Below are 25,883 nucleotides of genomic sequence, written 5' to 3'. Positions count from 1 at the left end.
CGCGGATCGTGAGCCGATTGTTGCGGCGGTGGACCGCCATAGCAGACTTTATTCGCAGGCGCATGAATTAAGCTAAAAATGGCGATCGTCAGCAACGGCTGTAACTAATACAGCAATGCGTTCACCAAGTTCTGGATGGTCCTGTAATGTAAATAATTTCGCTTTGGCCAAGTCAAAGTCGGTGAAAAGATCAACATTGTCTCGATTGAGAACTTTGTAGCTGCCCCGATCACTGCTTGTTATCTCGCTCGTCAGCTTTTCGAGTACGCGGACGAACCCTTCATCTGATATAATCTCTTTTTCAATGAGGTGGCGAGGTCCTTCTGGATCGCCTGCTTGACTCCAAGCGTAAAGGAGGTTGGCGGGATCTATCTCATTTAGGACTTGATCTATTGTCATTGACTGGAATCGCGCCAGCATGACCGAATTGATTTGTTCTAATTCTATGTCCGTGAACACCCATTCGTTTTCCGGCCTCCGTTTTTCGCCGAAGCGACCGTGGGCAAAAGTCTCCCGGCGGAACACTCTCGTAAGCCAACCGAGGGCTGCGCCGTTCGAAAACATTTCTGTTAAAGTCGCTTCGCGTCGCTGTAGATTGAGACGTTCGAGGAGAAGTGGCAGGATGCGTTCCGCGCGGTCCCAAACCGAGTTGATCCAAAAGCGGTCGAACGAGCGGCGGCGGTACGCTTCGTCGAGAACCCCGGCTAGCGCAGTCAGCAGTGCTTCAATCTGATCGGGGCTCAGCCTAAGATACTCGCCATCCTTAAGACGCTCCAAAAGTATATCGGCGAGCGTTATCGATCCGCCTGCGCTTTGCATATAAAGATGCAGAAAGGCTGTCCCTGCTTCCGCTGCGCCCAGCGAGAAGGCCTCCCAGACATCTCTTATCTCATTGATCGGTAGCGCGTGTGACGGATCCGTCAGTGCAAAATAGAGGCGGTAGTGATCGGGGCTTGCAAGCCGCCGTCCGCGAAGAGACTCGCTTCGCTCGCGATCAGTCTGTCGTTCAAAGATGCTGAACGGTAATTTGTTCGCGTCGTAGTTAGCCTCTACTCCCGGAAGCTGATCGGCGAAGTGGTTTCGATATTCGAGGGACGCAAAATGGTCTTCAGGCACAGCTTTCATCAACGCCGCTAGCTCGGCAGCCTTTTCAGCCTCATCAATGCGAGCGATGCCGACAGATACAACTGCAGATGTCGCGCAGTAACGTTCGATCCAGCGATAGAGATCGGGATTGCCATCTTTTATTAGCTGCAGCCACACGAGATCAGCTAGGTCGGCTCCGATCTGACGAAGCGGCGGCCAGAAAAACCTTATTGCATCAAGCGCACGTACCACGGAGCGTGGCGTTTTGAACTGTCGGCTACCTTCGAAATCAATGACTTGCTGCAAGCGCTGACGCTCCCTGTCATCTTTGACCGCAGCAATCGAATGAAGTTCATCAGTAAACCACTGCCGCAATCGCATCGGCTCAGGTTCGGGCACCATGATCGTGAGTTGCACAATCTTCTCAAGGTAAGCCCTGCCATTCTCGACCCTCGCAGCCTCCTTGATGCTGTGAGAAAGTATGCCATTAGCATAACATAACAGGTAGATGACATTTGGTAGGTCCATGACAGAGCGCACCAGTCGCAGTACCTCTAGCGCCTCAGCGGGTTCAAGGCGATCAACGTCGTCGATGGTCACGATGAAGCGATGGTCCAGTTCACGCAGCACCCGGATTAGGCGATCCTTGAGTTCCGAGAGTTGAGGCTGTTCTGACTCGCCAGCCGTCACTTCGCCCGCTGCCTTAACACCTTGGCCAGCCAATTCGAGAAGTCCAAGCCCACTTGCCCTGCCGGCGAATTCGAGCACTGCACCGACCTTGCCAAGTCCATTCATAAACCCGCGCAGGGCATCTCCTGCTTCCCGCGCTTTAGCGACCGATACACGTGTTGAATCACCGGCCAGAAGTGCGATCGCGTCGAGTTCCCTTGAAAATTCCCCGAACAGGCTTCGGATCAGCGCATCGCGATCACCAACCAGCCACGGCTGAAATGTGATTCGGGTCGGCCGTCGATCCTGATGCATTTGATCCATTTCAGCGGCAACTAGAAACAAGAGACTCGATTTCCCGGCACCCCAGCTCCCCTCGATGCCTACTACAAGACCGTCGTCAGACGCGTGATCGACAAGCGATGTCGCGATGCGAGCGGCGATGGCTTGGAAGCCCAGCCGATCACTTTCGGCTAAGCCTAGAGCGCGGTCACCACGAATACTTCGTGCGTCATCCTCATGCATTATGTGTCGCTATCATTTAGCCATCCCCGCCCCAACGATATTTCGCCAAATTGACCTGACCGTCCTGCACTTGCAACTTTTCTCTGTCCTACACCCCCCGCCTTACGTTACCCTCTCCCTGTCGCCACCGGGCAACACGCGCTCTTTCTCATTGGTACATCCCCCACGTCGATCCCGCCGGAAAGGCGAGACGAAAAAGCACACGCTTTAGTGTGAACTTATTTTGAACTTAGGGTCGGACCGGCCGACGCCCCCAAAGGCGCGGCGCCAAGAACCGCTGTTCGACGCCCCCCGATCCGCGTTACCCTTGGCCGGTACGAGTCTCGGAGCCTCACCTTATGCCCACCCTCTCGCTCAGCCGCAGCGCCTCGCGGCTCCCTCGCACTGGGAGGAGGTTTCAACTCGACGTGGCGTCAGGTTCGTCAACTTCCGCGGCTTTTGCACTTATCTGGTTAGCACTGGCCGCCCCCGCGCTGGCGACGCCGCGCCCGGCGATCTCGCCGCTCCACGGCTATATCCTCGGGCGCTTCGCCGATGCCGACAACCGGCTCGACGATGCCGCGCATTATTACGACGATGCGCTCAAGGCCGATCCGGGGGACCTGACGCTCCAGCGGCGGACGTTCGACACCGCGGTCGCGGCGGGGGACGAGAAGCTTGCGGTCGAGCTGGCGAAGCGGCTCGATGCGGCGAAGGCGGGGGATTCGACGACCGCGCTGGTCCGCCTCGCCGATGCGCTCAAGCGGCGCGACTGGAACGCCGCCGATGCCGCGCGCCCGGGGCTGGCCGACGCGGGCTATGCCGCGGTCGTCGGGCCGATCGTCGAGGGCTGGACGCTGTACGGGCGGGGCAAGACCGACGAGGCGCTCAGCGTTCTCGACCCGGCCAAGTTCCAGGGCTTCGCGCGGAGCTACGTCACCGAGCATCGCGCGCTGATGCTGTCGGCGGCGAAGCGCTGGGACGAGGCGGCGCCGCTGTACGCCGTGCTGCTGACCGGGGAGGCGCGCGCGGTCGTCCGGCTCCGGGTGGCCGGGGCGGCGGCGCTCCAGGCGGCGCACAAGGATGCCGAGGCGAAGGCGCTGCTGGTCAAGGGTGGGGCGGACCCCGTGCTCGATGCGGCGCTCAAGCGTCTCGATGCGGGGCGGGCGCTCGATGCCGGGCCGACCGAGCCGCGGCAGGGGGTGGCCTTGCTCGTGGCGCGGCTGGCGGGGGATCTGGCGCGCGAGAAGCCGGTGCCGCTGGCGCTGGTGTTCGCCCGGGTCGCGACCTTCCTCAGCCCCGAGACCGCCGATACGTGGCTGATCACCGGCGATGTCCTCGCCCGGAGCGAACGGCCCGAGGCGGCGATCGCGGCGTTCGCGCACATCGCGCCGAAGGACCCGCAAGCGGGCCTCGCGGCGATCCACCGGGCGGCGGCGCTGTCCGACCTGGGGCGCGATGCCGAGGCGCGGAAGCTGTTCGAGGCGGCGGCGAACGGACCGGAGGCGACGAGCGACGACTGGCAGCGGCTGGGGGATTTCGAGCGCAAGCTCAATCGCAACGCGGCGGCGGCGGCGGATTACGGGCACGCGATCAGCCTCGCGACGCCCGCCGATCCGCCGGGGTGGATGCTGTATTTCCTGCGCGGCGCGGCCTTTGAGCAGAGTGGCGACTGGGGGCATGCCGAGCCCGATCTGCGCGCGGCGCTCGCGCTGGCCCCTGAGGAGCCGACGGTGCTCAATTATCTGGGCTATGCGCTGCTCGACCGCGGGTTGAAGCTCCCCGAGGCGCAGACGCTGATCGGGACTGCTGCCAAGCTGCGTCCCGACGACGGCTTCATCGCCGATTCGCTGGGGTGGGCGTATTACCGGACCGGGCAGTTCGCCAAGGCGGTGACGACGCTCGAGGGTGCGGCGCGGCTCGAAACCGGCGACGCCACGATCAACGAGCATCTTGGCGATGCGTATTGGCGGGCGGGGCGGAGGATCGAGGCGCGGTTCAGCTGGCGGGCGGCGCGCGACTTGTCACCGACTCCGGAGCAGGGGGCGCTGATCGCGAAGAAGCTCGACTTCGGGCTCGATGTCGCCACCGCGCAGGCGGCGCAACTTCCCTCAGCCGCCGCGCCCAAGCCTTGATCGAGGCGGCACCGGCGAAGGTCAACCTCGCGCTCCACCTTCGGCGGCGGCGCGAGGACGGCTATCACGATCTCGAAACCGTGTTTGTTTTCACCGAGTTTGGCGACACGCTTCACGTCCGGTCCGGGGCAGGGCTCAGCCTCGCGATGACCGGTCCGCTTGCTCAGGCGGTCGGCGACGGCGACAACCTGGTCCTCCGCGCTGCGAGGGCTCTGGCGGAAGCAGCTGGGGTACCAGCAAACGCGGCATTGACGCTGGACAAGCATATCCCGGTCGCGGCGGGCCTCGGCGGCGGATCGGCGGATGCGGCGGCGGCGCTCCGCCTGCTCAACCGCTTCTGGAAGCTGGAGTGGCCGATAGAGCGTTTGTTGCCGATCGCCGCGTCGCTCGGTGCCGACGTTCCCGCGTGTCTCGTCGGTCGGACGGTTACCGGGACGGGCAGGGGGGAGGTGCTCACCCCTGTCGATCTCGATATCGCGGGCACGCCGATCCTGCTGGTCAACCCGCGCGTCGCGGTGCCGACCGGCCCGGTATTCTCCGGCTGGGACCGGATCGATCGCGGGCCGCTCGACCCAACGGCGTGGCGCGGGGCGCGCAACGATCTGGCTGAGCCAGCGATCCGGCTTGCACCCGTCATCGCCGAAGTCCTTGCCGCACTCGCGAACACAGGGGCTTGTCTCGTACGCATGTCGGGGTCGGGAGCGACGTGTTTCGCGCTCTACGCTAGCGCAGCGGGGCGCGACTCGGCAGCGCGATCGCTCAGTGAGGCTAGCCCGGGATGGTGGACCTGCCCGACGAGCATCGTCTGAGCCGGCATCCGACGATTCTTGTTGCGCCGCAGCATGAGCCGTGCTCAAAACAATTTTGATTTACGCTCAGTTCTCGCTTGACGATCTTCTGAGTGTAACTTAGATCGGCCTCAGTTGTTCTGAGTGAAACTCAAGTCTGCCCTCCCCCGTGTCGCTTGTCAGGAGATCCACCATGTTCGCCCGCTTCATCACCACAGCCCCGGTTGCCATCGCAATCAGCGCCGCTTTCATTGCAGCCGCCGCTCCCGCAGCAGCCGCGCAGTCGGCAGCGACCTGCACGACCACCCCGAACCAGCTCCGCGCTGCCGCGAGCACCGCAACGACGGACCGGCAGAAGTCGGCGTTGATTCTGATCTCGACCGGCGAGCGCCTGTGCGCGGTCGACGCAACGTCCGAAGCTGCCAAGAAGTTCGCCGCCGCTGCCCGCACGCTGGGCGTCGACATGGCGGCGTTGCCGGCGTCGACGACGGCTTCGACCCAGTAAGTTTCGACCTTCGACCCAGAACTGGCCGCGCACTCGATGGGTGCGCGGCCTTTTTGTTGGGGTTGCCCGATGCGGCCCGATCGGTGACACGCGGGAGATGACCGATTACCTTCATCTCCAGATAGACGGCGGCGTCGCCCGCCTTGTCATCGACCGCGCTGCCAAGCGCAACGCCTTCGACCAAACGATGTGGGAAGCATTCCCCAAACTGGTCGATCGAGCCATGGCCGACCCCGCGGTCCGCGTCCTGATCGTCGGCGGCGGACAGGGGCCGTTCTGCGCCGGGGCCGACATCGGTGAATTTGCAACCCATGCCGCCGACCCGGTCTGGCGGGGGCGCAACAACGCCGCCATCCGGGCGACGCAGATTACGCTTGCCCGTGCCCCTAAGCCGACGCTTGCAGCGATCGATGGCGATTGCATCGGCGGCGGGCTCGGCATCGCGCTGGCGTGCGATGTCCGGCTGGCGTCGCCCGCGGCGCGCTTCGGCCTGACCCCGGCGAAGCTCGGGCTGGTCTATCCGCTCCACGATACCAAGCTGCTCGTCGACCTCGTCGGCCCGAGCCAGGCCAAGCGCATGCTGTTCACCGCACGCACCTTCGATGCGGCCGAGGCGCTCAGACTCGGACTGGTCGATGACGTCGCCGATAGCCTTGCCGCAGCGGTCGACGACTTCGCCGCCCGGGTCGTCTCGCTGTCGCCCGCGACCCAGTTGGCCGCCAAGGCGATCGTCTGGCGGATCCTCGACGGCGCGAGCGACGACGATGCCGCTTCGGCGGCGCAGTTCGATGCGGCCTTCGACTCGCCCGACTTCGCCGAAGGCGTTGCTGCCTTCCTCGCCAAGCGGCCGCCGCGCTTTACTTGAGGGCGCGGTTACGGCCATGAACAGGCCCATGAGCTTCGATAAATCACGGCTGCCGAGCCGCCACGTCACCGTTGGACCCGAGCGCGCGCCGCACCGGTCGTATTATTATGCGATGGGCCTGACCGCGGAGGACATCGCCAAGCCGTTCGTCGGCGTCGTCTCGGCGGGCAACGACTCGGCGCCGTGCAACACGACGCTCGATGCGCAGGCCGATGCGGCGCGGGCCGGGGTGATCGCCGCCGGGGGGACGCCGCGCCGGTTCAACACGATCACCGTCACCGACGGCATCGCGATGGGCCACCAAGGGATGAAGTCGTCTCTCGTCAGCCGCGAGGTCATCGCCGACTCGGTCGAACTGTCGATGCGCGGCCACAGCTACGACGCGCTCCTGACCTTCGCCGGCTGCGACAAGTCGCTGCCGGGAATGATGATGGCGATGCTCCGCCTCAACGTGCCCGCGGTGTTCGTCTATGGCGGGTCGATCCTGCCGGGGCGGTTCGAGGACAAGGACGTCACCGTCGTTGACGTCTTCGAGGCGGTCGGCCAGTTCGCCGCTGGGGCCTGCCCGCTCGCCCGGCTGACCGCGCTAGAGAAGGTCGCGTGCCCGGGGCACGGCGCGTGCGGCGGCCAGTTCACCGCGAACACGATGGCGTGCGTTGCCGAGGCGATCGGCCTGTCGTTGCCCAATTCGAACATGATGCCCGCGCCGTACGAGGGGCGTGCCGCGCTCGCCGTCGCGGCGGGGGAGGCGGTGATGCACTGCCTCGAAGCTAACCTCCGTCCGCGTGACATCTGCACGCGCAAAGCCTTTGAAAATGCTGCGACGGTCGTTGCCGCGACGGGCGGGTCGACCAACGCCGCGCTGCATTTGCCGGCGATGGCGAACGAGGCGGGGATCGAGTTCACGCTGTTCGACGTCGCCGAGATCTTCAAGCGGACCCCGTATATCACCGACCTCAAGCCCGGCGGGCGCTACGTCGCGCGCGATCTCTACGACGCGGGCGGCATCTACATGGTGATGAAGACGCTGATGGACGGCGGCTTCCTCCACGGCGACTGCATGACGGTGACCGGCAAGACGCTCGCGGAAAACCTCGCGCAGGTCACGTGGAACGCGAACCAGGACGTCATCCGCCCGGTGTCGAACCCGATCACGCCGACAGGCGGCGTCGTCGGCCTGCGCGGGTCGCTCGCCCCCGATGGCGCGATCGTCAAGGTCGCGGGGATGCACACGCTCGTTTTCGAGGGCCCGGCGCGGGTGTTCGACTGCGAGGAAGACGCCTTTGCGGCGGTCGAGGCACGCTCGATTCGCGAGGGCGAGGTCCTCGTCATCCGCTACGAGGGGCCCAAGGGCGGCCCCGGGATGCGCGAGATGCTGTCGACCACTGCCGCGCTCTACGGCCTCGGCATGGGCGAGAAGGTCGCGCTGATCACCGACGGACGCTTCTCGGGCGGAACGCGCGGCTTTTGCATCGGCCATGTCGGACCCGAAGCCGCCGACGGCGGACCGATCGCGCTCGTCGAGAACGGCGACCTTATCCGCATCGACGCCGAAGCCGGGACGATCGACTTACTCGTCGACCCCGCCGAACTCGCCAGCCGCCGCGCCCTATGGCAGCCGCGGGTCAACGCCTATCAGGCGGGGGCGCTTTGGCGCTACGCGAAGACCGTTGGCCCGGCATGGACGGGCGCGGTGACCCACCCAGGAGCAAAGGCGGAACGGCACGTTTACGCGGACATTTGAACGACTTAGCCGGATCAAAAATACTCCTTGAGCTGGTAGCGGCTACTAGGCGTGACGCTAAGTTCAAAATAAGTTCACACAAACGACGGTGTTTTTCGCGTTCGCCCCTGCCTTGAGGCGGGTGCCCTTATTGCCGTAATTGCGCGACCCGCTTCCGCCTCGAGCGTGGACGCGCTCGCCCCGCGTGACTCTAAGTTCAAAATAAGTTCACACAAACGACGGTGTTCTTCGCGTTTGCCTCTGCCGCGAGGAGGGTGATGCTATCGCCCCCATAGCGCGACCCGCTTCCGCAAAGCGCGCGATCAAAAATGCACCGATGAGAAAGAACACGCGCCGCCCGGTGACGACGAGGGGCAGGCTAGCGCAGGCCGTGGGGTGTAGGACAGCGCGTTTTTTTGAGGCTCGTCACGCGCCTGTCGAGGACCGATGATGCTGTTTCCCGGGAATCATGCGTCGTCGCATCGAAGGTCGGCTGAGCGGCCGATCAGCGTCGTCAGCTAATTGCCGCGCAGCGTCCGGTCGAACAAAGCGAGCATCGCGACCCAGCCGCGCTCGGCTTCATCATGGTCGTAGACGGGAAAGTCCGGCATCATCCAGCCGTGTGCCGCGCGGTAAGTCGCGGTATCGTAGCGCACGCCGGCTTGATCGAGTGCCTGCTCGAACCGCTCCGCCATGTCTGGCGGATAGCTGCCATCGTTCTCGGCGGCGCCGATATAGACTTCGGCCTCTAACCTCGGCGCCAGCCGGTGTGGGCTCGCCGGGGCGTCGGTCGCAAGATTGCCGCCGTGAAAACTGGCCACGGCGGCGAATCGATCCGGATACGTCCCGGCCGCCGCAAGCGCCATTCCGCCGCCCATGCAAAACCCGACCGCGCCGCACTTGCTGCCCGCCACGTCGTCACGCGAACCGAGATAGGCGAAGAACGCCTCGCTATCCTCGGCGGCCCTGTCGTTGCCGGTCGTCGCCATCAGCGGACCGATAATCGCGCGAAAATCACCGGCGAAAACTTCGGCGGGGACGAGCGGTCCATAGGACCCATAGCGGTAGAATAGGTCAGGGAGCAGGACGACATAGCCGGCGTCGGCGAGGCATTGCGCCATGTCGAGCATGGCAGGCCGCATGCCGCCGGCGTCGGTGTAGAAGATGATTGCAGGCCATGGGCCGCTACCGTCGGGCGTGACGGCGTAGCAAGGGCAGATGCCATCGCGGGTCGTAATGGCGACGTGCTTATGCGGCATCAGGCGGACCTCATAACCCATTGTTGTTGTTTGAACGACCAACGCGGCCTCGCACGCGGCGGCGAAATCGGTGCTACGGCGCGACCGGCTTCGGCTGGGCCAGCGCGAGTGAGCCAACCGGGATCGGACGGACCGCGCCGAGCATCGGCTCGCCGTTACCGTCGCGCGGGACCTCGTCGTGGGTGCCGCCGGCGACAGCCTTGCTGTCGTACAGCGGCGACTGGGCGCAGGCTCCCAGCGCGGCGACTGCGGCGAGCGCGAGGGCGGGGGCGAGGAAGCGGGGTGTCATCGGGAGCGAGTGATACTACAGCATCGCATTATGGCAAGCCGATTGACCCTGCCGCCGGTGCTCGATGCCGGCGAGATGCGCGCTGCCGAAGCGGCGCTGTTCGCGAGCGGCATCGACCCGCTCGACCTGATGGAGCGCGCGGGGGCAGCAGCGGCGCGCGCGGTGCTCGCTTTTGCCTCGCCGCGCGATGTCGTCGTGGCGTGCGGGACCGGCAACAACGGCGGCGACGGCTATGTCGTCGCGCGGCATCTCGCGATTGCTGGGGTCGCGGTGCGGGTGGCGGCGACCGGCGAACCGGCGACCGCCAACGCGCGCGCGATGGCGGCGCGCTGGGGCGGTACGGTCGAGCCGATCGCAACCGCCAAGCCAGCGGACTTGCTCGTCGATGCGGTGTTCGGGATCGGGTTGAGCCGTCCGGTCGAGCCGGGGTTGGCGGGCGAACTGGCGCGGCTGGCGGCGGGGGCCCGCGTCGTCGTCGCGCTCGACGTGCCGAGCGGGCTGTTCACCGACGATGGCGGCGGCGAAGGAGTCTCTGCCGACCTGACAGTCGCCTTCGGGACGCTCAAGCCGGTCCATCTCTTCGCTGCCGCGCGCTGCGGCCGGGTCGTCGTCGCCGATATCGGGATCGATGCGAGCAGGGCGCGGACGTGGGGAACCGTGCCGCCGCCGTCGTTCGAACCTGCTGCCGACAGCTATAAATATGCGCGTGGTGCGGTGCTGACGCTCGGCGGCCCGGCGGGGCAGGGGGGAGCGGCGCGGCTCGCGGCGCGCGCAGCGCTGCGCGGTGGCGCTGGGCTGTCGATGATCGCGTGTCCTGCGGGGGCGCTCGCCGAGAACGCTGCGCGGCTCGACGCGGTCATGGTTCGTGAAGCGCACGATGCGGGGGCGGTGACGGCGTTGCTTGCCCGCCACCGCTTCGCCGCGATCGCCGCCGGCCCGGGGTTGGGCGACGACCGCAGCCGGCTCGACGCGGTGATTGCGAGCGGGTTGCCGCTGGTGCTCGATGCCGACGTCTTCACGCTGTTCGCGGGTGACCCCGCCGGATTGTCGGCGGCGCTGACCGGCCCGGCGGTCCTGACGCCGCACGAGGGCGAGTTCGTCCGCCTGTTCGGCGACCTGCCCGGATCGCGCCTCGACCGCGTCCGCGCCGCTGCTGCGAAGGTCGGCGCGATCGTCCTGCTTAAGGGGGTGGCGACGGTGATTGCCGCTCCCGACGGCCGTGCCGCGATCAACACCCATGCGACGCCGTGGCTGGCGACGGCGGGATCGGGCGACGTGCTGACCGGAGTCATCGCCGCGTGTCTCGCGCAGGGCTATGATGCGTTCGAGGCAGCGTGTGCCGGGGCGTGGCTCCACGGTGACGCCGGGCGGCGATGCGGGGCAGGGCTGATTGCCGAGGACCTGCCCGAGGCGCTTGTCGCAGTGCTCGCGGGGTTGTCCGCGTGACCGACTGGATCGACATCGTCCGCATGGCAGCGCGCGGCGACGGCGTCACCGCCGACGGGCGCTTCGTGCCCGCGACAGTAGCCGGTGACCGGGTCCGCTTCGATCCGTTCGAGATCGCGCCCGGGCCCGACCACGCGACGCCGCCGTGCCGCCACTTCCCCGAGTGCGGCGGCTGCCAGCTCCAGCACGTCACCGACCCGGCGTACGAGCGCTGGGTCGCGGCGCGGATCATGTCGGCGCTCGACGCCGCCAAGGTCGCAGTCGGCGCGATCGAGCCGGTTTCCCTGTCGCCGTCGCGGAGCCGCCGCCGCGCTTCGCTGCGCGCGGTCAAGCGGGGCAAGACGCTGACGCTCGGCTTCAACGCCGACGCGAGCCATCGCATCGTCGACATGCACGAATGCTGGGTCCTTACCCCCGGGCTGTTCGCGCTTGTCGCGCCGTTGCGGGGCCTGCTCGACGCCGCGCTCAAGGACGGTGAAGGTGCGGGGGTGACGTTGACCGAGAGCGAGAGCGGGGTCGACCTGCTGCTCGCCAATGTCGCCGCGCGCAGCCTGACCGAGATCGAGCGGCTCAACGCCTTCGCCGCCGCCAACGACCTCGCGCGCCTGTCGGTCGAGGGGCCCGACGGGGTCGAGACGGTGACCGAAGCGCGCCCGCCGGTGCTGCGCTTTGGCGGTGTTCCCGTGATCCTGCCGCCCGCGCCGTTCCTCCAGGCGACACGCGAGGGAGAGGCGGCGCTGCAAGCAGCGGTGATCGCCGCGGCCGGCGGGGCGGGGGCGGTCGCCGACCTGTTCTGCGGGCTCGGGACATTCGCACTGCCGCTCGCCCGGACGGCGAAGGTGCTCGCGGCGGACGGGTCGATGAGTGCCACTGCGGCGCTTGCGTCCGCTGCGCGACTTGGTGGGGCGCGGGTGTTCGTCGAGCATCGCGACCTGTTCCGCAAGCCGCTGAACGGGCCCGAGTTGGCGCGGTTCGACGCAGTCGTGTTCGATCCTCCGCGCGCCGGAGCGGTGGCGCAGGTCGCCGAACTCGCGGCGAGCAAGGTCCCGGTCATCGTCGCGGTATCTTGCAATCCCAACACCTTCGCGCGCGATGCGGCGATGCTGGTCGAGGGCGGCTACCGGCTCGAACGGCTCTGGCCGGTAGGTCAGTTTCGCTGGTCGACGCATGTCGAGCTAGTGGCGAAGTTCGTTCGGTGACTTGGGTTGGCGGAACACGGGCAAAGCCCGCGCCTTCGTCGGACGGGTTCGGCTGCGTTAAGCAGCCGCCCCGCCGGCCGGACTTCGCGCGAGTCCGAGGTTAGCCGACGAACGCGAAGCTGCGTTCCTCAGCTAACCTCTGGCCGCGCTCAGTCGTCGAACATCTTCCCGTATCCGCGAACCACCCGGTCCTTCCAGTGACCGCGGTGGTATGCATCCGAAGCGAGGAGCGGCATGACCGACCCGGCTTCGGCGAAGACCATCTGCTCCTGCGTCGTCTCGACCTTGCCCCAAGACGCCGCTTCCTTGAGCGTCGACGAAGAACACGCGCCGTCGCGGACGTCGGCGACGGTGATCTGGACGGCGTATTTGTGCATCTTGACGTCTTCGTGGCCGAGGATCTCGGCACAGACGACGGTGTCCTGGATAAAGTTCTTCGGCACGCCGCCGCCGATCATCAGCAGGCCGGTCGTCCCCGCCTTGATCTTGATGTCGGTCAGCTCGCGGAAGTCGGCGATCGCATCGAGAACCATGTACGGCTGCTTCGCCTTCATCCGCTCGACCTGGTGCTTGACCAGCCCGAAGCCCGCCGACGAATCGACGAACGCGGGGCAGAAGATCGGCACGTCGTGCTCGAAGGCCAGCTTGACGAGGCTGTTGTCCTTCTTGCCGTGCTTCGACAGATAGCGGCCCATCTCACGGATGAACGCGCGGCTGCTGTACGGCTTGGCCTCGAGGCTCTCGGCGATCTCGAAAATGGTGCCGTCGCAGTCCTGGAGCTGCTCCTCGTCGATATAGGTGTCGTAGATGCGGTCGATGTAGAGCGAGCGCAGGATGTTATCGTCGGGGATTTCAAGCGCCTGATAGTGCTTGTGGCCAAGACCCTCGAAGAAATCCATGTCCACGATCGACGCGCCGGTGGCGACGATGCCGTCGATCATGTTCGACCGCAGCAGTTCGGCGTACAGGTCCATGCACCCGCCCGCGCTGGTCGATCCGGCGATCACGAGGAAGATCGAGCAGTCCTTGTCGGCAAGCATCGCATTGTAGATGCCCGTCGCGCGCGCAAGGTCGCGGCTGGTGAAGCTCATCTTCGCCATTCCGTCGATGATCGGCCGCGCGTCGAAGCTGCGGATGTCGATGTGCTCGACTTGGGTCGAGAGGAGTTCGGCCTTGCGGTTGGTCAGGTCGGTCATGATGGTCCTTTCTTCCCTCTCCCCCTGAGGGAGAGGGACGGCGCGTTTCAGCGCCAGGGTGAGGGTGAGTGATGCGCGGGTGACGCTCCCTCACCCTGGTCGCGCAAGTGCGCAACCGTCCCTCTCCCTTAAGGGGAGAGGGAAGCGGCTAGCTCCGCGCTTCGCGAATCGACGTAATGACTTCGCGTGACGGTTCGGTGACGGTGTAGTTCGACGCCATCGGCTCGTCGTCGGCGACCAAAGTCTCGCCGTTGCCGAAGCCGTTGAACGCCGTCCGCATCGCGCAGCCGTACGCGCCGAGCATGCCAATTTCGATATAGTCACCGGCGCGGATATCGGCGGGGAGCATGAACGGGCCGCGCATGAAGTCGGCGTCGTCGCACGTCGGCCCGTAGAAGCTGAACGCGAGCTTCTTGGTGTTCGATTCGACATCGCGGACGAGATCGACGGGGAAGCGCCAGTCGACGTGCGCCGCATCGAACAGCGCGCCATAGGCACCGTCGTTGATGAACAGCACGTCGTCGCGGCGCTTCTCGACGCGGACGACGATCGACGCATATTCCGCCGACAGCGCGCGGCCCGGCTCGCACCAGAGTTCGGCCGAATAGCTGATCGGCAGGTCTTCGAAGGCGCGGTGGATGACGGCGAAGTAGCGCTCGATCGGCGCGGTTTCCATCCCGGGATAGATCGACGGAAAGCCGCCGCCGACATCGATCACGTCGACGGTGACGCCCGCCGAAACGATCGCTGCGCGGACGAGGCCCATCGCGTCGCTGTACGCCTGCGGGCTCATCGCCTGCGAGCCGACGTGGAAGCAAATGCCGAGCGCATCGGCGGCCTGCCGGGCAGCGTGGAGGACCGGCGCGGCTTCATCGACGCCAACGCCGAACTTCGCCGCGAGGCTGAGCTTCGAATGCGCCGACGACACGCGCAGGCGGACGCACAGCGTCAGGTCGGTCGCAGCAACGCCACCGGTCGACGTGACCTCGACGATCTTCTCGACCTCCTCGACGCTGTCGAGGCTGAAGGTGCGGACACCGTGGACGTGATACGCCTCGGCGATTGCCTCGGCGGGTTTGACCGGGTGCATGAAGCACAGCACGGCCTCGGGCAGAAGCGACCGCACCAGCCGGACCTCGGTGATCGAGGCGACGTCATAGTGCGTGATCCCGCCATCCCACAGGAGGCGGATCAGGTCGGGCGACGGGTTCGCCTTGACCGCGTACATCGACGTGCCGGGGAACTTCTGCGCGAAGAACTCGGCGGCGCGGGTAGCGGCGTGCGGGCGGACGAGGGTAACGGGCTGCGACGGACGACGGTCGCGGGCTACCCCCAGCGCGTTGCTGGGCTTATGCAATTCAAGGGACCTCCGGGAGTCAGTTCGCTACAAGCGGGTAGCACCGAAACTGCCTTGCGGTGGAAGTCCCTTGGGGCAGCGAGGGCGTATCTAGGGACGAGGGTGGTTCGTGTAAAGCAGTTTTTTTCGATGGTGTTTTTTGATGTATTCGCTTGGCCGATCAACAGCTTAGCTCGGGCCAAAAAGGGACGCTTTTTCAATGGTTTCAATTGATGATGTGCGAACCGCAGCGGTTCGCTTGCATGGTGTGACGGTCCGCACTCCGCTCCTGCGCGCCGATGCTCTCGACGCGATTTGCGGGGGTCAAATCTGGCTAAAACCCGAGTGCCTCCAGCGCACCGGCTCGTTCAAGATTCGCGGCGCGTACAACCGCTTGGCCGCAATGACCGCCGCCGAACGCGCGCGCGGAGTCGTCGCTTTTTCGAGCGGAAATCATGCGCAGGGAGTGGCGCTCGCGGCGCGGCTGCTCGGCATCGACGCGACGATCGTCATGCCGAGCGACGCCCCGGCGGTGAAGGTCGATGCGACCCGCGACTACGGCGCCGACGTCGTCTTCTACGACCGCTCCACCGAGGATCGCGCCGCCGTCGCGGCGCGTCTCGCCGCCGTCACAGGCGCCACGGTGGTGCCGTCGTACGACGACCCGCACATCGTCGCGGGGCAGGGGACTGCGGGCCTCGAAGTCGGTGAGCAGCTTGCGGCGGCAGGCGTCGTCGCCGACCTCGCGCTCGTCTGTTGCGGCGGCGGCGGGCTCGCAAGCGGATTCGCGGTCGGCTCGGGCCTCCCGGTCATCACGGTCGAGCCGACTGGCTATGACGACGTCGCGCGTTCGCTGTCGGGGGGGGCGATCGTTCCGGTCGATTCGCCGCGCGCAACGATTTGCGACGCGCTCCAGACGCTGGTGACGGTACCGCTGACCTTCGACATCCTGCGCGATCACGGCACGACGGGAGTCGCGGTGACCGACGCCGAGGCCGCGCAGGCGGTTGGCTTCGCTTTCCGCACCTTGAAGCTGGTCGTCGAACCGGGCGGCGCGGTCGCCCTCGCGGCGGCGCTGACAGGGCGGGTCGACCTGCGCGGCAAGACCGCGGTGGTGGTGCTGTCGGGCGGGAATGTCGACGCCGATATCTTCGCGCACTGTCTGGCGGCTTAGGCCAACTTCGAGTCGATTCGGCGCGCGCCGTCGATTCGCAGTCCTGAAAGTGTCAGGCCAGCTTGACGAAGTTGACGAACCTGACGCCACGTCGAAACGAAATCTACGTCCCATCGTAGCGGTGGCACGCCGCCGATCGCTATTGAAGGGAAAGTAGGAAGTCATCCTGTCAGGCTGGCGGATAAGTTGCGTGTAGGACAGGGTTATTTCGCGAAAGCGGATCAGGGGTGTGGTCAGCTTTGCGAGGATAACAACGACGGGCCCTCCCACCCGTCATTCCGGCGAAGGCCGGGACTCAACTCCCCGCGCAACGCGAAATTCGGTGCCTGCACGACGATGGGCCCCGGCCTGCGCCGGGGTGACGCTGATGACTGGAGCCGCGATCTCGGCTGAGGTAATTTTATACAGCGGGGTGATGATCGGAAATCTCGGCTGCTGCCACGGATGATCGCGCAAACTTCGGGGTGGCCAGCCTGCGGCTTGCGCGATAGGCGCGGCGCGATGTTCCGCCGCTTGTTCACAATCGGTCTCGCCCTGGTCGCGGTGCCCGCCGCCGCCGGGCCGCCGTACGTCACCGACGACCCGCAGCCGACCGATCTCGGCCATTACGAGGTCTATTTCTACGGTGCGGCCTCGCAGGTTCCCGGCGCGGTATCAGGAGCGGGCGGGGTCGATTTCAACTATGGCGGATTCCGCGACGTCCAGCTCACCGCAGTCGTCCCGCTCGCGTTCGACACGTCGGACGGCGGGCGGATCGTTGGGGCGGGCAACGTCGAGCTCGCGGTCAAATACAAGGTCTTGCACCAAAGCGAGGGCTCGGCGCTTCCCGATATCAGCCTGTTCCCGCGCGTGTTTGTGCCAACCGGGGGACGCCGCTTCGGCCCGGGGCGGGTTGCGCTCCTGCTGCCGGTGTGGGCCGAGCGCGACTGGGGCAAATGGTCGGTGTTCGGCGGCGGTGGTTACCAGCTCAACCCCGGCGAGCGCGACTTCTGGACGGGCGGGATCGCCGTCAGCCGGGCGATCGGCGAGCGGGCGTCGGTTGGGGCGGAAGTCTATCACCACGGACCCGACGCGCGTGACGCCCGCGCCTTCACCGGGATCAGCGTCGGCGGCACCTACCGCCTGTCGCCGCATTGGTCGTTCATCGCCGCCGGCGGGCCGGGGATCGAGAACGCGCGCGACGGCGGGCAGGTCTCGGGTTACGCCGCGTTGAAGGCCGACTTCTAGTCCTGCCCAGGCACCGCGAATCGATGCGTTGCGGCTTCGATGCCGTCGTCGGGCGGGGTTGCCTCGCCGAACCACGCCGCGACGCGCGCCTTTGCGGCTGCGTCGAGGTGGAGCCCGAGCTTGGTCCGCCGCCACAGCACGTCGTCGGCGGTCGTCGCCCATTCGGCGTCACGGAAGTGCTGGAGTTCGGCCTCGAAGACCCCGCCGAGATTGTCGCCAAGCCCGGCGGCGAGTAACGGCTCGGTCGCGGTGCCAAGCGTGTGACCGAGGCGTTCGATCAGCTTCGGATCATAATTCTCATAGGCTTGCGTCAGGTGGCCGAGCCAGCGCTTGAATGCTGTCTGGCCGTTTTCGCCCGGCAGGCGCGCGATGGCTCCGCCGGGGAGAGGGGAGGTCGCGGTCCACTTCTTCGACTTCGGCGCGATCTTCGCCAGCACCGCTTCGGCAAGGACGCGGTAGGTGGTGATCTTGCCGCCGACGACGGTCAGCGCGGGGACGCCGGCGTGCTCGACGAGGGTGTAGTCGCGGCTCGTCTCGCGCTCGCCCTTGCCCGCCTCGAGGATCAGCGGGCGCACCCCGGCGTAGCGATGGACGATGTCGGCCTGCGTCAGCGGACGCGCGATGTAGCGGTTGACCGCCGCGAGGAGATAATCGGCCTCGTCGGCGGTGACTGCGACCGCATTGGCGTCGTCGACGCTGTGCTCGGTCGTGCCGATCAGCGAGAAGTCGTGCTCGTACGGCAGGACGAAGACGATCCGCCCGTCGGGCTGCTGGAACATGAAGGCGTCGCGGCCGAGGTGAACCCGCCGCGTGACGATATGCGAGCCCTGGACCAGCCGCAACGCGGGGGCGTCGTTGCGCCCGAGGACGGTCCGCGCGACCTCCCCCGCCCACGGCCCGGCGGCATTGACGATCTGGCGGGCGAAGAGTTCGCTCCCGTCGCCGAGCGTCGCGGTCCACAACGCACCATCGTAAGTCGCGCGGACGACGCGGGTTCGCGGCAGGACGGTCCCACCGCGCGCGGCGACATCCTGCGCGTTGGCGATCACGAGGCGGGCGTCGTCGATCCAGCCGTCCCAATAGCGGAACGCGGTGCGGAACTGCGGCTGGAGCGCGCGCCCCGCCCGGTCCTGCCGCAGGTCGATTCGGCTCGAGCCCGGCACGACGTCGCGATGCGCGAGGTGGTCGTACAGCCACAGTCCGGCGCGGAGCATCCATTCGGGACGCTGCTCGGGCGAGTGCGGCAGGACGAACGATTGCGGCCAGCTGATGTGCGGGGCGATGTCGAGCAGCACCTCGCGCTCGGCCAACGCCTTGCGGACGAGTCCGAAGGCATAGAATTCGAGGTAGCGCAGGCCGCCGTGGATCAGTTTCGTCGACGCGCTCGAGGTTGCGCCACCGAGATCCCCGGCGTCGAGCAACGCGACTTTCAGCCCGCGCCCGGCGGCATCGCGCGCGATACCCGCGCCGTTGATGCCGCCACCGATGACGAGAAGATCGAAGATATTTTCCACGCGCCGCTATTGCCGGTCCTCGGCCCGCAAGTCGAGGGATGCCGCAGCGCGAGCGGACGCCGCGACATGGTTAAATCCAGCGAGGGGGAATTCGCGACCGACCAACGTATGCACTCGATGCCGGAATGGTGTCGGGGTCCGGGAGTGTAGTTTTGCATCGTCACCGTCTGTTTTGCGGCACCGCCGCGTCGCTCGCGCTTGCCACCATCACTACAGCGGCACGCGCCGACGACCTCAGCATCTCGGCCTCGCAGACGACGCCGGTGGCGACTGCAACCGCCGCGAACAACAGCGCCGGCAACATCACGCTCGTTACCGGCGGCGCTATCGCGGTGACGAGCGGCACCGCGGCGACGATCAATTCGAGCAATACGCTGACCAACGGCGGGGCGATCAGTTCGAGCGCGACGACCGGGTCGATCGGCGTGCTGATCAATTCCGGCAATCCGATCGGCTTCGTCAACAATGGCAGCGTTGCGCTGTCGGCGACCGGCGGCAGCGGCAATGTCGGCGTGTCGATCGCCGGCCCGGTGACCGGCACGATCTCGTCGGGCACGGCCGGGTCGGTGACCGTGGCGGGCGACGGGGCGATCGGCGTTGCGGTCGCGGCTCCGTTCACCGGCTCGATCGGGCTGCGCTCGGTCGGGGTGACCGGCGCGAATTCGACCGCGGTGTCGGTCACCGCGCCGCTCACCGGCAGCCTGACGCTGACGGGGACGAACGAGACCTCGGGAGCGGGCGGCTATGGCCTGCTCATCGCGGCGCCGGTCAGCGGCACGGTCAATACCGGCGGCTCGATCTCGGCGGGAACGATCCGCGCCGCCGATGCGACGACCGGCGTGCTCGTCGCCGGGGTCCAGGCGATCGCCGCCGAACGCGTCAGTGCCAGTGTCGGCGGCGGGCTGATCAATGACCGCTATTATATCGATTCGACGGGTGCGACGGTCGCCGCTGCGGCGGTCGATACGACGCTCGACACGCTGGTCACCGGCTCGATCATTGCCACCGGCGCCGCACCCGCGCTGTGGGTCGCGCCCGATGCGACCAATCCGACCGCGATCACGATCGGCGCCGCGGGCACGGGGACCGATGCCTATGCGATCGTCAACCGCGGGGTCCTCCAGACGAGCATCGCCAACACCGGGCTCGCAGCGGTTGCCCTCCGTGTCGGCGGCGGCGGGGCGACGACGACGCTGATCGGCGGGATCAACAACCAGAGCACCGCGACGATCTCGTCGGCGAGCCTCGACGCGAGCTCGACGGGCGTCGACCTGCTCGCTGGGGCGGTCGTTCCGCAGGTCGTCAACGCCGGCGTGATCACCGTCGCGACTTCGGCCGTGGCCGCGAGCGGATCGACGCCGGTCGGACCGGGCGGCGCGGGCTATGGTGTCGTCGCCGAGGTGGGGTCCAATCTCGGCGCGATCGTCAACAGCGGCACGATCATCGTCTCATCGGTAGGTGCCGGCAACGGCAGCACCGCGATCCTCGACCGGTCGGGCACGCTGACCTCGATCAACAACTCGGGAACGATCACCGCCACCGCGACCGGTACCAACGGCTTCGCGCGCGCCATCGACCTGACCGGAAATACCGCGGCGGTCACCGTGACCAACAGCGGCACGATTACCGGCGATGTCGTTCTTGGCAATGGCCCGACGACGCTGGCGTTGACCGCCGGAACGATCAACGGCGCGGTCAGCTTCGGCACGTCGACATCGAACCTGCTGGCGTTGAGCGGCACCTCGACACTGACCGGCGCGCTGACCACCGCCGCGCCGATCGCGGTGACGCTGACCGACACCGCGCGCCTCAGCCTGGCGAGCGGACCGACGGTCCTCGCTTCGCTCGCGGCGATGGGCAATTCGGTGCTCGTCCTGCCGATCCGTTCAGGGGGCGCAGCACTGACCGTCAACGGATCGGCGAGCTTTACCGGCACCAGCACGATCTCGGTCGCGCTCCAGTCGCTCGCGCTGAACCAGAACGTGACGATCATCCAGGCGGCGGGCGGCATCACCACCGACCACCTCGCGACGCTGGTCGATGCGACGAGCTCGCCGTACCTGTTCACCGCGACCGCGCCCGTCCTGACGCCCACGACCCTTTCGCTCGGCCTGACGCGCAAGACCGCAGCGCAGGCCGGCCTGACCGGTGCGCAGGCGACGCTGTACGATCAGTCGGTGATCGCGCTCGCGAGCAGCCCGACCGAAGCGGGGGCGATCGCAAACCTGCCCGACCAGGCGTCGGTGCTGTCGGCGTATCGCCAGATCACCCCGCCGAGCTTCGGTCGCGCGCAGCTTCGCGCCGCGCAAAGCGCCGCCGATGCTGGCTTCGGCGCTGCGGCGGATCGTGTCGCGCTGCTGACCGACTTCGCGCGGCCGGTGCGCAACGACGACAGCTACGGCGTCAAGATCTGGGCGCAGGAACTCGGCGACTTCTCCACCCAGGCGGCGGGGACCAACGAGGACCGCTTCACCACTGCCGGGTTCGGCTTCGCCGGCGGCGTCGACACGTCGCTCCTTGGCATCGACGCGGTCGGTCTCGCCTTCCTCGCCGACTACACGACGATCCATCACGACGGCGTCGGCACTGCGCCGGGGTTCAACGTGCCGGTGACGACGACCGGCGTCGAACCCTATGCGGCGTGGACATGGCGCGGCTTCTTCGTCACCGCGACCGGCCTCGCGGCGCACGTCAAGTATACGTCGAAGCGGACGCTGGCGATCGGCTCGATATCCGACACTGTCGGCGCAGCCTGGACGGGGACGCAGTTCGGCGCCGGACTGACATTCGGGGCAAAGCTCAACTTCGGCGCGTTCCGCCTGACCCCATCGAACGCGATCGCGTGGACGAGCCTGCGCCAGGGCGGCTACACCGAGAGCGGAGCGGGGAACTTCGCGCTCGCGGTCGCGGGCCAGCGCGACACCGTGACGACCGACACCGCCAAGCTCGCGCTGGCGTACATCCACGCTTATGGCGACGGCAAGCTCAAGGTCGAGGCGCACGGGGCCTACGCGCACCAGTTCAACGCCAGCCCGACGACGACCGTCGCAAGCTTCGTCAGCGGCGGCGGCCCGGTCGAACTGGTCGGCGACGCCGCGCGCGCCGAGGAGACGAGCTACGGTGCCGATCTCGGTTACGCGCAGGACATGGTCGCCTTGCGGGTCGGCTACGACCGCCGTTCGTCGAGCGGCGGCTACCGTGACCAGGCGATCGCGGTCACCGCGGGGATCGCCTTCTAGCGGCTGCGTCGTGTACACACCCGCCGGAACGACGCCGGAGGACGAATGCCGAAGCCTGACCTGATCGTCGTTCGTGACGCGCAAGCGACGTCGACCAAGGCGGCGGCGGTCGTCTTCGTTGGCGCTGGTTTCGTGGCCGCTCGGGCGCTGTTGCTCGCGACCCGCGGGCAGGGGCTCGCGGTATGATCGAGACGTTACTGTCGCTCGGCGCACTCGCCGGACTGCTTCTCGCCGGGTTCGGTATCTGGGCGCTGGTGACCGGCTACGGCAACCGGTTGAAGGCAGGATTGATGGTCGGCGCGGGCGTCGTCGTCCTGATCAACGTCTGGCTGTATTCGCTCCCGCCACCGCCTGGGGCTTAACGGTCCCAGCCAACTGCGGGCCGGCCGTCGAGCATACCCTCGACGCTGAGGTCTTCGTCGATGTCGGGCCAGTGGATGCCGATGCCCGAGCCATTGAGCCGCCAGTTGCCGCGCTCCTCATCGGACGCATCGCGAAGACGCGGATACCAAATAATTGGTGTTGAAATCGTTCGTCCATCGCGGAGATCGACGACAAGCTGATCATCTGCGAAGCGAACGTCCATTGCACGCTCGCTTCCTCGATACCCTTCATTCGTCTGTCGTGCCAAAGTGGCCATGCCACGCGTCCTCGAACATTTTCGCGCTGAGCCTTACCATGGTTTCGAGCCGCGCCAAATCTCGCGCCTTGAAGCCATCGTTCGAGGCTATTCGCACCGGGCGCAGAAAAAAGCTGGCGGAGCGACCGTCCTTTTCGACATGCACATGCGGCGGAGCGTGGTCCTGTGCATAGAAGTGGAAGCGGTAGCCTGCTTCGCGATAGATGGTGGGCATGCAATTTCCTGAAGAAGCATGCATTCCATTGATACGACACCTGCCGACTCGTCTAGTGACATGATCCGAATATTCAGAACTCAGCCGACAGATCGAAATTACAAAGCTTACCGAGCCCGCGTCAACTCCCGCATAGCCAGATCCAGCCCACCGAGCGTCAGCGGGTACATCCGGTCCTCCATGATGCTCTTCATCATCTGGATCGACTGGCCGTGGCTCCAGCTTGCCTCTGGGATCGGGTTGAGCCAGACCGCTGCCGGGTAGACCTCGAGCATCCGGCGCATCCACGTCTCGCCGCTCTCCTCGTTCCAATGCTCGACCGAACCGCCGGGGTAGTTGATCTCGTACGGCGACATCGATGCGTCGCCGACGAACACCAGTTTGTAATCGTGGGGAAATTTGTGGAGCAGGTCGAGCGTCGGCGTCCGCTCGGTCCAGCGCCGCCGGTTGTCCTGCCACAGCGCCTCGTACGGGCAATTGTGGAAGTAGAAAAATTCGAGGTGCTTGAATTCGGTCCGCGCCGCCGAGAACAGCTCCTCGCACAGCTTGATGAACGGGTCCATCGACCCGCCGACGTCGAGGAACAGCAGCACCTTGACCGCATTGTGCCGCTCGGGGCGCATGACGATGTCGAGATACGCCTTCTTCGCCGTGCCGCTGACCGTCGCGTCCATGTCGAGTTCGTCGGCCGCGCCATCGCGGGCGAAGCGGCGCAGGCGGCGTAGTGCGAGCTTGATGTTGCGCGTGCCGAGCTCGACCGTCGCGTCGAGGTTCTTGAACTCGCGCTTGTCCCAGACCTTGATCGCCTTGCCCTGCCGTCCGGCATCCTGGCCGATGCGGACGCCCTCGGGGTTGTAGCCGTTCGCGCCGAACGGCGAGGTACCGCCGGTGCCGATCCACTTCGACCCGCCCTCGTGGCGGCCCTTCTGCTCCTCGAGGCGCTGCTTGAGCGTCGCCATGATCTCGTCCCACGACCCGAGCTTCTTGATCTCGGCCATCTCCTCCTCGGTCAGATGGAGCTCGGCGACCTTGCGCAGCCATTCCTCGGGGATCTCGGCGGTGCCGGTGTCGATGACGGTCTCGATGCCCTTGAACACCTTGCCGAACACTTGGTCGAAGCGGTCGAGAAGTCCTTCGTCCTTCACGTAGCACGACCGTGCAAGATAATAGAATTGCTCGACCTTATAGTCGATCACATCCGCCTTCATCGCCTCGAGCAGCGTCAGATGCTCCTTGAGCGACGCGGGAATCTTCGCGGCGCGAAGTTCGGCAAGGAAGTTGAGGAACACAGGCGCACTCCGGAGGCGGACAGCTGGACGGTAGCGCGTCGCCGGGGCATCGTCACGCGCAGAACCAAAGCGACCGAGGGATCGAGACCGGCCATGATCCGTATCCGCGACCGCCTGCTGACAACGATAGACCTCGCCGCGACGCTGATCTTGTCGACCGAGTTCGCACTGGCGGGGGCACGTGCCGACCTCGATATCTTCGGCATCGCGGTGCTCGCGTTCGTCGGAGCGGTCGGCGGCGGGGTGATGCGCGATATTCTGCTCGGCGAACACCCGCCGGCGGCGTTCCGCGACCGGCGCTACCCGATCATCGCACTGATCGGCGCGAGCGCGGTCGTTGTCGCTGGTTTGGCAACCGGTCCAGTCGCAACATGGACGCCGCCGCGCGTGATCGACGTCATCGAAGCCGCCGGGCTCGCCCTCGCCGCCGTTGCGGGTGCGCGCAAAGCGCTCGACTACGACCTCAACGGCGCGAGCGTCATCGCCATCGCGGTCGTCAACGGCTGTGGTGGCGGGGTGCTGCGTGATGTGTTGACCGCGCAGATCCCGCGCATCCTCCGCGCCGACTTCTACGCCACCGCAGCGATCTCCGGGGCGATCGTGATGGTGTTGCTCGTCCGGCGGACCGGCGCGTCGAAGTCGCTTGCGGCGTTCTGCACCGGGGTAACGGTATTCGCTTTGCGGACCGCCGCGATATTCGGCGACTGGTCGCTCCCGCATTTGCGCTGAGGTCAGCCCTGTCCGCCCTGCCGCCGCGACATGAAAGCCAGCCGCTCGAACAGCATCACGTCCTGCTCGTTCTTGAGCAGCGCGCCATGCAGCGGCGGGATCAACGTCTTGGTATCACGCGATTTGAGCACCTCGAGCGGCAGGTCCTCGTGCATCAGCAGCTTGAGCCAGTCGAGCAATTCGCTCGTGCTCGGCTTCTTCTTCATCCCCGGCACTTCGCGGATGTCATAGAAGATATTGAGCGCCTCGCGGACCAACGTGTTCTGGATATCGGGGAAGTGGACCGCGACGATCGACTCCATCGTGCTGCGGTCGGGAAACTTGATGTAGTGGAAGAAACAGCGGCGCAGGAACGCGTCGGGCAGGTCCTTCTCATTGTTCGACGTGATGATGACGATCGGGCGCTGGGCGGCGATGACGCGCTCGCCGGTTTCGTAGACGTCGAACTCCATGCGGTCGAGTTCGGTCAGCAGGTCGTTCGGAAACTCGATGTCGGCCTTGTCGATCTCGTCGATCAGCAGGACGGGGAGGGCGGGTGAGGTAAACGCCTCCCACATCTTGCCGCGACGGATATAGTTCGAGATGTCGCGAACGCGCGCGTCGCCGAGCTGGCCGTCGCGCAGGCGGCTGACCGCGTCATATTCGTACAGCCCCTGCTGCGCCTTGGTCGTCGACTTGACGTTCCATTCGATCAGCGGCGCGCCGAAGCTGCGGGCGATTTCACCGGCGAGGACGGTCTTGCCGGTCCCGGGCTCGCCCTTGATCAGCAGCGGGCGGCGGAGCGTCGTCGCCGCATTGACCGCGACCTTGAGGTCGTCGGTGGCGACATAGCCGGCGGTGCCTTCGAATCGCATGGG

General features: G+C 66.3%; 23 protein-coding genes. 13 read left to right on the top strand and 10 right to left on the bottom strand.

Annotated elements, in window-relative coordinates:
• Positions 1–72 precede the first annotated feature (72 nt).
• Positions 73–2,280: a KAP family P-loop NTPase fold protein gene (locus KTC28_RS14195; protein ID WP_216707791.1), complete on the bottom strand. Its 2,208-nt coding sequence runs from the start codon at positions 2,278–2,280 to the stop codon at positions 73–75.
• Between the two features lie 407 nt (positions 2,281–2,687).
• Between KTC28_RS14195 and KTC28_RS14190 the strand changes: the two genes are divergently transcribed.
• The 5 genes from KTC28_RS14190 (at position 2,688) to ilvD (ending at position 8,296) form a co-directional block, all read left to right on the top strand.
• Positions 2,688–4,394 carry a tetratricopeptide repeat protein gene (locus tag KTC28_RS14190; protein ID WP_216707790.1) on the top strand — a complete coding sequence of 569 codons (1,707 nt, stop codon included), beginning with the start codon at positions 2,688–2,690 and terminating at the stop codon, positions 4,392–4,394.
• Complete coding sequence (locus KTC28_RS14185; RefSeq protein WP_216707789.1) at positions 4,391–5,203, top strand: 4-(cytidine 5'-diphospho)-2-C-methyl-D-erythritol kinase; 813 nt, start codon at positions 4,391–4,393, stop codon at positions 5,201–5,203. Before KTC28_RS14190 ends, KTC28_RS14185 begins: the two co-directional genes overlap by 4 nt.
• Positions 5,204–5,375: 172 nt before the next feature.
• Positions 5,376–5,687 carry a hypothetical protein gene (locus tag KTC28_RS14180; RefSeq protein WP_216707788.1) on the top strand — a complete coding sequence of 104 codons (312 nt, stop codon included), beginning with the start codon at positions 5,376–5,378 and terminating at the stop codon, positions 5,685–5,687.
• 97 nt (positions 5,688–5,784) lie between these two features.
• Entirely contained in the window at positions 5,785–6,552 is a 768-nt protein-coding gene (locus KTC28_RS14175) for an enoyl-CoA hydratase/isomerase family protein (RefSeq protein WP_216707787.1), read from the top strand.
• Positions 6,553–6,580: 28 nt separating this feature from the next.
• Positions 6,581–8,296, top strand: a complete 1,716-nt coding sequence (ilvD, locus tag KTC28_RS14170; RefSeq protein WP_216707786.1) for a dihydroxy-acid dehydratase — start codon at positions 6,581–6,583, stop codon at positions 8,294–8,296.
• Positions 8,297–8,793: 497 nt separating this feature from the next.
• On the opposite strand, the gene KTC28_RS14165 is transcribed toward ilvD, so the two are convergent.
• A complete protein-coding gene (locus KTC28_RS14165; RefSeq protein ID WP_216707785.1) occupies positions 8,794–9,534 on the bottom strand; it encodes a dienelactone hydrolase family protein in 741 nt (246 codons plus the stop codon).
• Positions 9,535–9,607: 73 nt separating this feature from the next.
• Complete coding sequence (locus KTC28_RS14160) at positions 9,608–9,823, bottom strand: hypothetical protein (protein WP_216707784.1); 216 nt, start codon at positions 9,821–9,823, stop codon at positions 9,608–9,610.
• Between the two features lie 30 nt (positions 9,824–9,853).
• Between KTC28_RS14160 and KTC28_RS14155 the strand changes: the two genes are divergently transcribed.
• Entirely contained in the window at positions 9,854–11,269 is a 1,416-nt protein-coding gene (locus tag KTC28_RS14155) for an NAD(P)H-hydrate dehydratase (protein ID WP_216707783.1), read from the top strand.
• A complete protein-coding gene (locus KTC28_RS14150) occupies positions 11,266–12,468 on the top strand; it encodes a class I SAM-dependent RNA methyltransferase (protein WP_255602042.1) in 1,203 nt (400 codons plus the stop codon). The genes KTC28_RS14155 and KTC28_RS14150 overlap by 4 nt, the downstream gene beginning before the upstream one ends.
• 149 nt (positions 12,469–12,617) lie before the next feature.
• Here KTC28_RS14150 and KTC28_RS14145 read toward each other — a convergent pair whose 3' ends face one another.
• Both KTC28_RS14145 and KTC28_RS14140 read right to left on the bottom strand, forming a co-directional pair.
• A complete protein-coding gene (locus KTC28_RS14145; RefSeq protein WP_216707781.1) occupies positions 12,618–13,664 on the bottom strand; it encodes a 1,9-bis(guanidino)-5-aza-nonane synthase in 1,047 nt (348 codons plus the stop codon).
• A 148-nt stretch (positions 13,665–13,812) separates the two neighbouring features.
• Entirely contained in the window at positions 13,813–15,021 is a 1,209-nt protein-coding gene (locus tag KTC28_RS14140) for a type III PLP-dependent enzyme (protein ID WP_216707780.1), read from the bottom strand.
• Positions 15,022–15,220: 199 nt separating this feature from the next.
• Between KTC28_RS14140 and KTC28_RS14135 the strand changes: the two genes are divergently transcribed.
• Both KTC28_RS14135 and KTC28_RS14130 read left to right on the top strand, forming a co-directional pair.
• The gene (locus KTC28_RS14135) at positions 15,221–16,174 is read left to right on the top strand and encodes a threonine ammonia-lyase (RefSeq protein WP_216707779.1); all 954 of its coding nucleotides are present in this window, start codon (positions 15,221–15,223) and stop codon (positions 16,172–16,174) included.
• Between the two features lie 501 nt (positions 16,175–16,675).
• A complete protein-coding gene (locus KTC28_RS14130; protein ID WP_216707778.1) occupies positions 16,676–17,401 on the top strand; it encodes a transporter in 726 nt (241 codons plus the stop codon).
• Here the strand turns inward: KTC28_RS14130 and glpD are convergent.
• Entirely contained in the window at positions 17,398–18,915 is a 1,518-nt protein-coding gene (glpD, locus tag KTC28_RS14125; RefSeq protein WP_216707777.1) for a glycerol-3-phosphate dehydrogenase, read from the bottom strand. The genes KTC28_RS14130 and glpD overlap by 4 nt on opposite strands.
• Positions 18,916–19,067: 152 nt before the next feature.
• Here glpD and KTC28_RS14120 point away from each other — a divergent pair, with 152 nt between their 5' ends.
• From KTC28_RS14120 to KTC28_RS14110, 3 genes are read left to right on the top strand one after another with little or no spacing between them, the layout of a single operon-like run.
• Positions 19,068–22,154 carry an autotransporter outer membrane beta-barrel domain-containing protein gene (locus tag KTC28_RS14120; protein WP_216707776.1) on the top strand — a complete coding sequence of 1,029 codons (3,087 nt, stop codon included), beginning with the start codon at positions 19,068–19,070 and terminating at the stop codon, positions 22,152–22,154.
• Between the two features lie 45 nt (positions 22,155–22,199).
• The gene (locus tag KTC28_RS14115; RefSeq protein ID WP_216707775.1) at positions 22,200–22,340 is read left to right on the top strand and encodes a hypothetical protein; all 141 of its coding nucleotides are present in this window, start codon (positions 22,200–22,202) and stop codon (positions 22,338–22,340) included.
• Complete coding sequence (locus KTC28_RS14110; protein ID WP_216707774.1) at positions 22,337–22,516, top strand: hypothetical protein; 180 nt, start codon at positions 22,337–22,339, stop codon at positions 22,514–22,516. Before KTC28_RS14115 ends, KTC28_RS14110 begins: the two co-directional genes overlap by 4 nt.
• On the opposite strand, the gene KTC28_RS14105 is transcribed toward KTC28_RS14110, so the two are convergent.
• The 3 genes from KTC28_RS14105 to KTC28_RS14095 form a co-directional block, all read right to left on the bottom strand.
• Positions 22,513–22,794 (bottom strand): DUF2442 domain-containing protein, encoded by a 282-nt coding sequence (locus KTC28_RS14105; protein WP_216707773.1) that lies wholly within the window; start codon positions 22,792–22,794, stop codon positions 22,513–22,515. The two genes, KTC28_RS14110 and KTC28_RS14105, sit on opposite strands and share 4 nt — an antisense overlap.
• Positions 22,766–23,008 carry a DUF4160 domain-containing protein gene (locus KTC28_RS14100; protein WP_216707772.1) on the bottom strand — a complete coding sequence of 81 codons (243 nt, stop codon included), beginning with the start codon at positions 23,006–23,008 and terminating at the stop codon, positions 22,766–22,768. Before KTC28_RS14100 ends, KTC28_RS14105 begins: the two co-directional genes overlap by 29 nt.
• 107 nt (positions 23,009–23,115) lie before the next feature.
• Complete coding sequence (locus KTC28_RS14095; protein WP_216707771.1) at positions 23,116–24,297, bottom strand: vWA domain-containing protein; 1,182 nt, start codon at positions 24,295–24,297, stop codon at positions 23,116–23,118.
• 93 nt (positions 24,298–24,390) lie between these two features.
• Between KTC28_RS14095 and KTC28_RS14090 the strand changes: the two genes are divergently transcribed.
• Positions 24,391–25,026 (top strand): trimeric intracellular cation channel family protein, encoded by a 636-nt coding sequence (locus tag KTC28_RS14090; RefSeq protein ID WP_216707770.1) that lies wholly within the window; start codon positions 24,391–24,393, stop codon positions 25,024–25,026.
• A gap of 2 nt (positions 25,027–25,028) precedes the next feature.
• Here KTC28_RS14090 and KTC28_RS14085 read toward each other — a convergent pair whose 3' ends face one another.
• A complete protein-coding gene (locus KTC28_RS14085; RefSeq protein ID WP_216707769.1) occupies positions 25,029–25,880 on the bottom strand; it encodes an AAA family ATPase in 852 nt (283 codons plus the stop codon).
• Between the last annotated feature and the right edge of the window lie 3 nt (positions 25,881–25,883).

Source organism: Polymorphobacter megasporae (assembly GCF_018982885.2).
In the GTDB taxonomy this organism is placed as follows: Bacteria; Pseudomonadota; Alphaproteobacteria; order Sphingomonadales; family Sphingomonadaceae; genus Polymorphobacter_B; species Polymorphobacter_B megasporae.
Note: the sequence above shows the minus strand (reverse complement) of the source record. Positions and strands in the feature narration are given on the sequence as shown.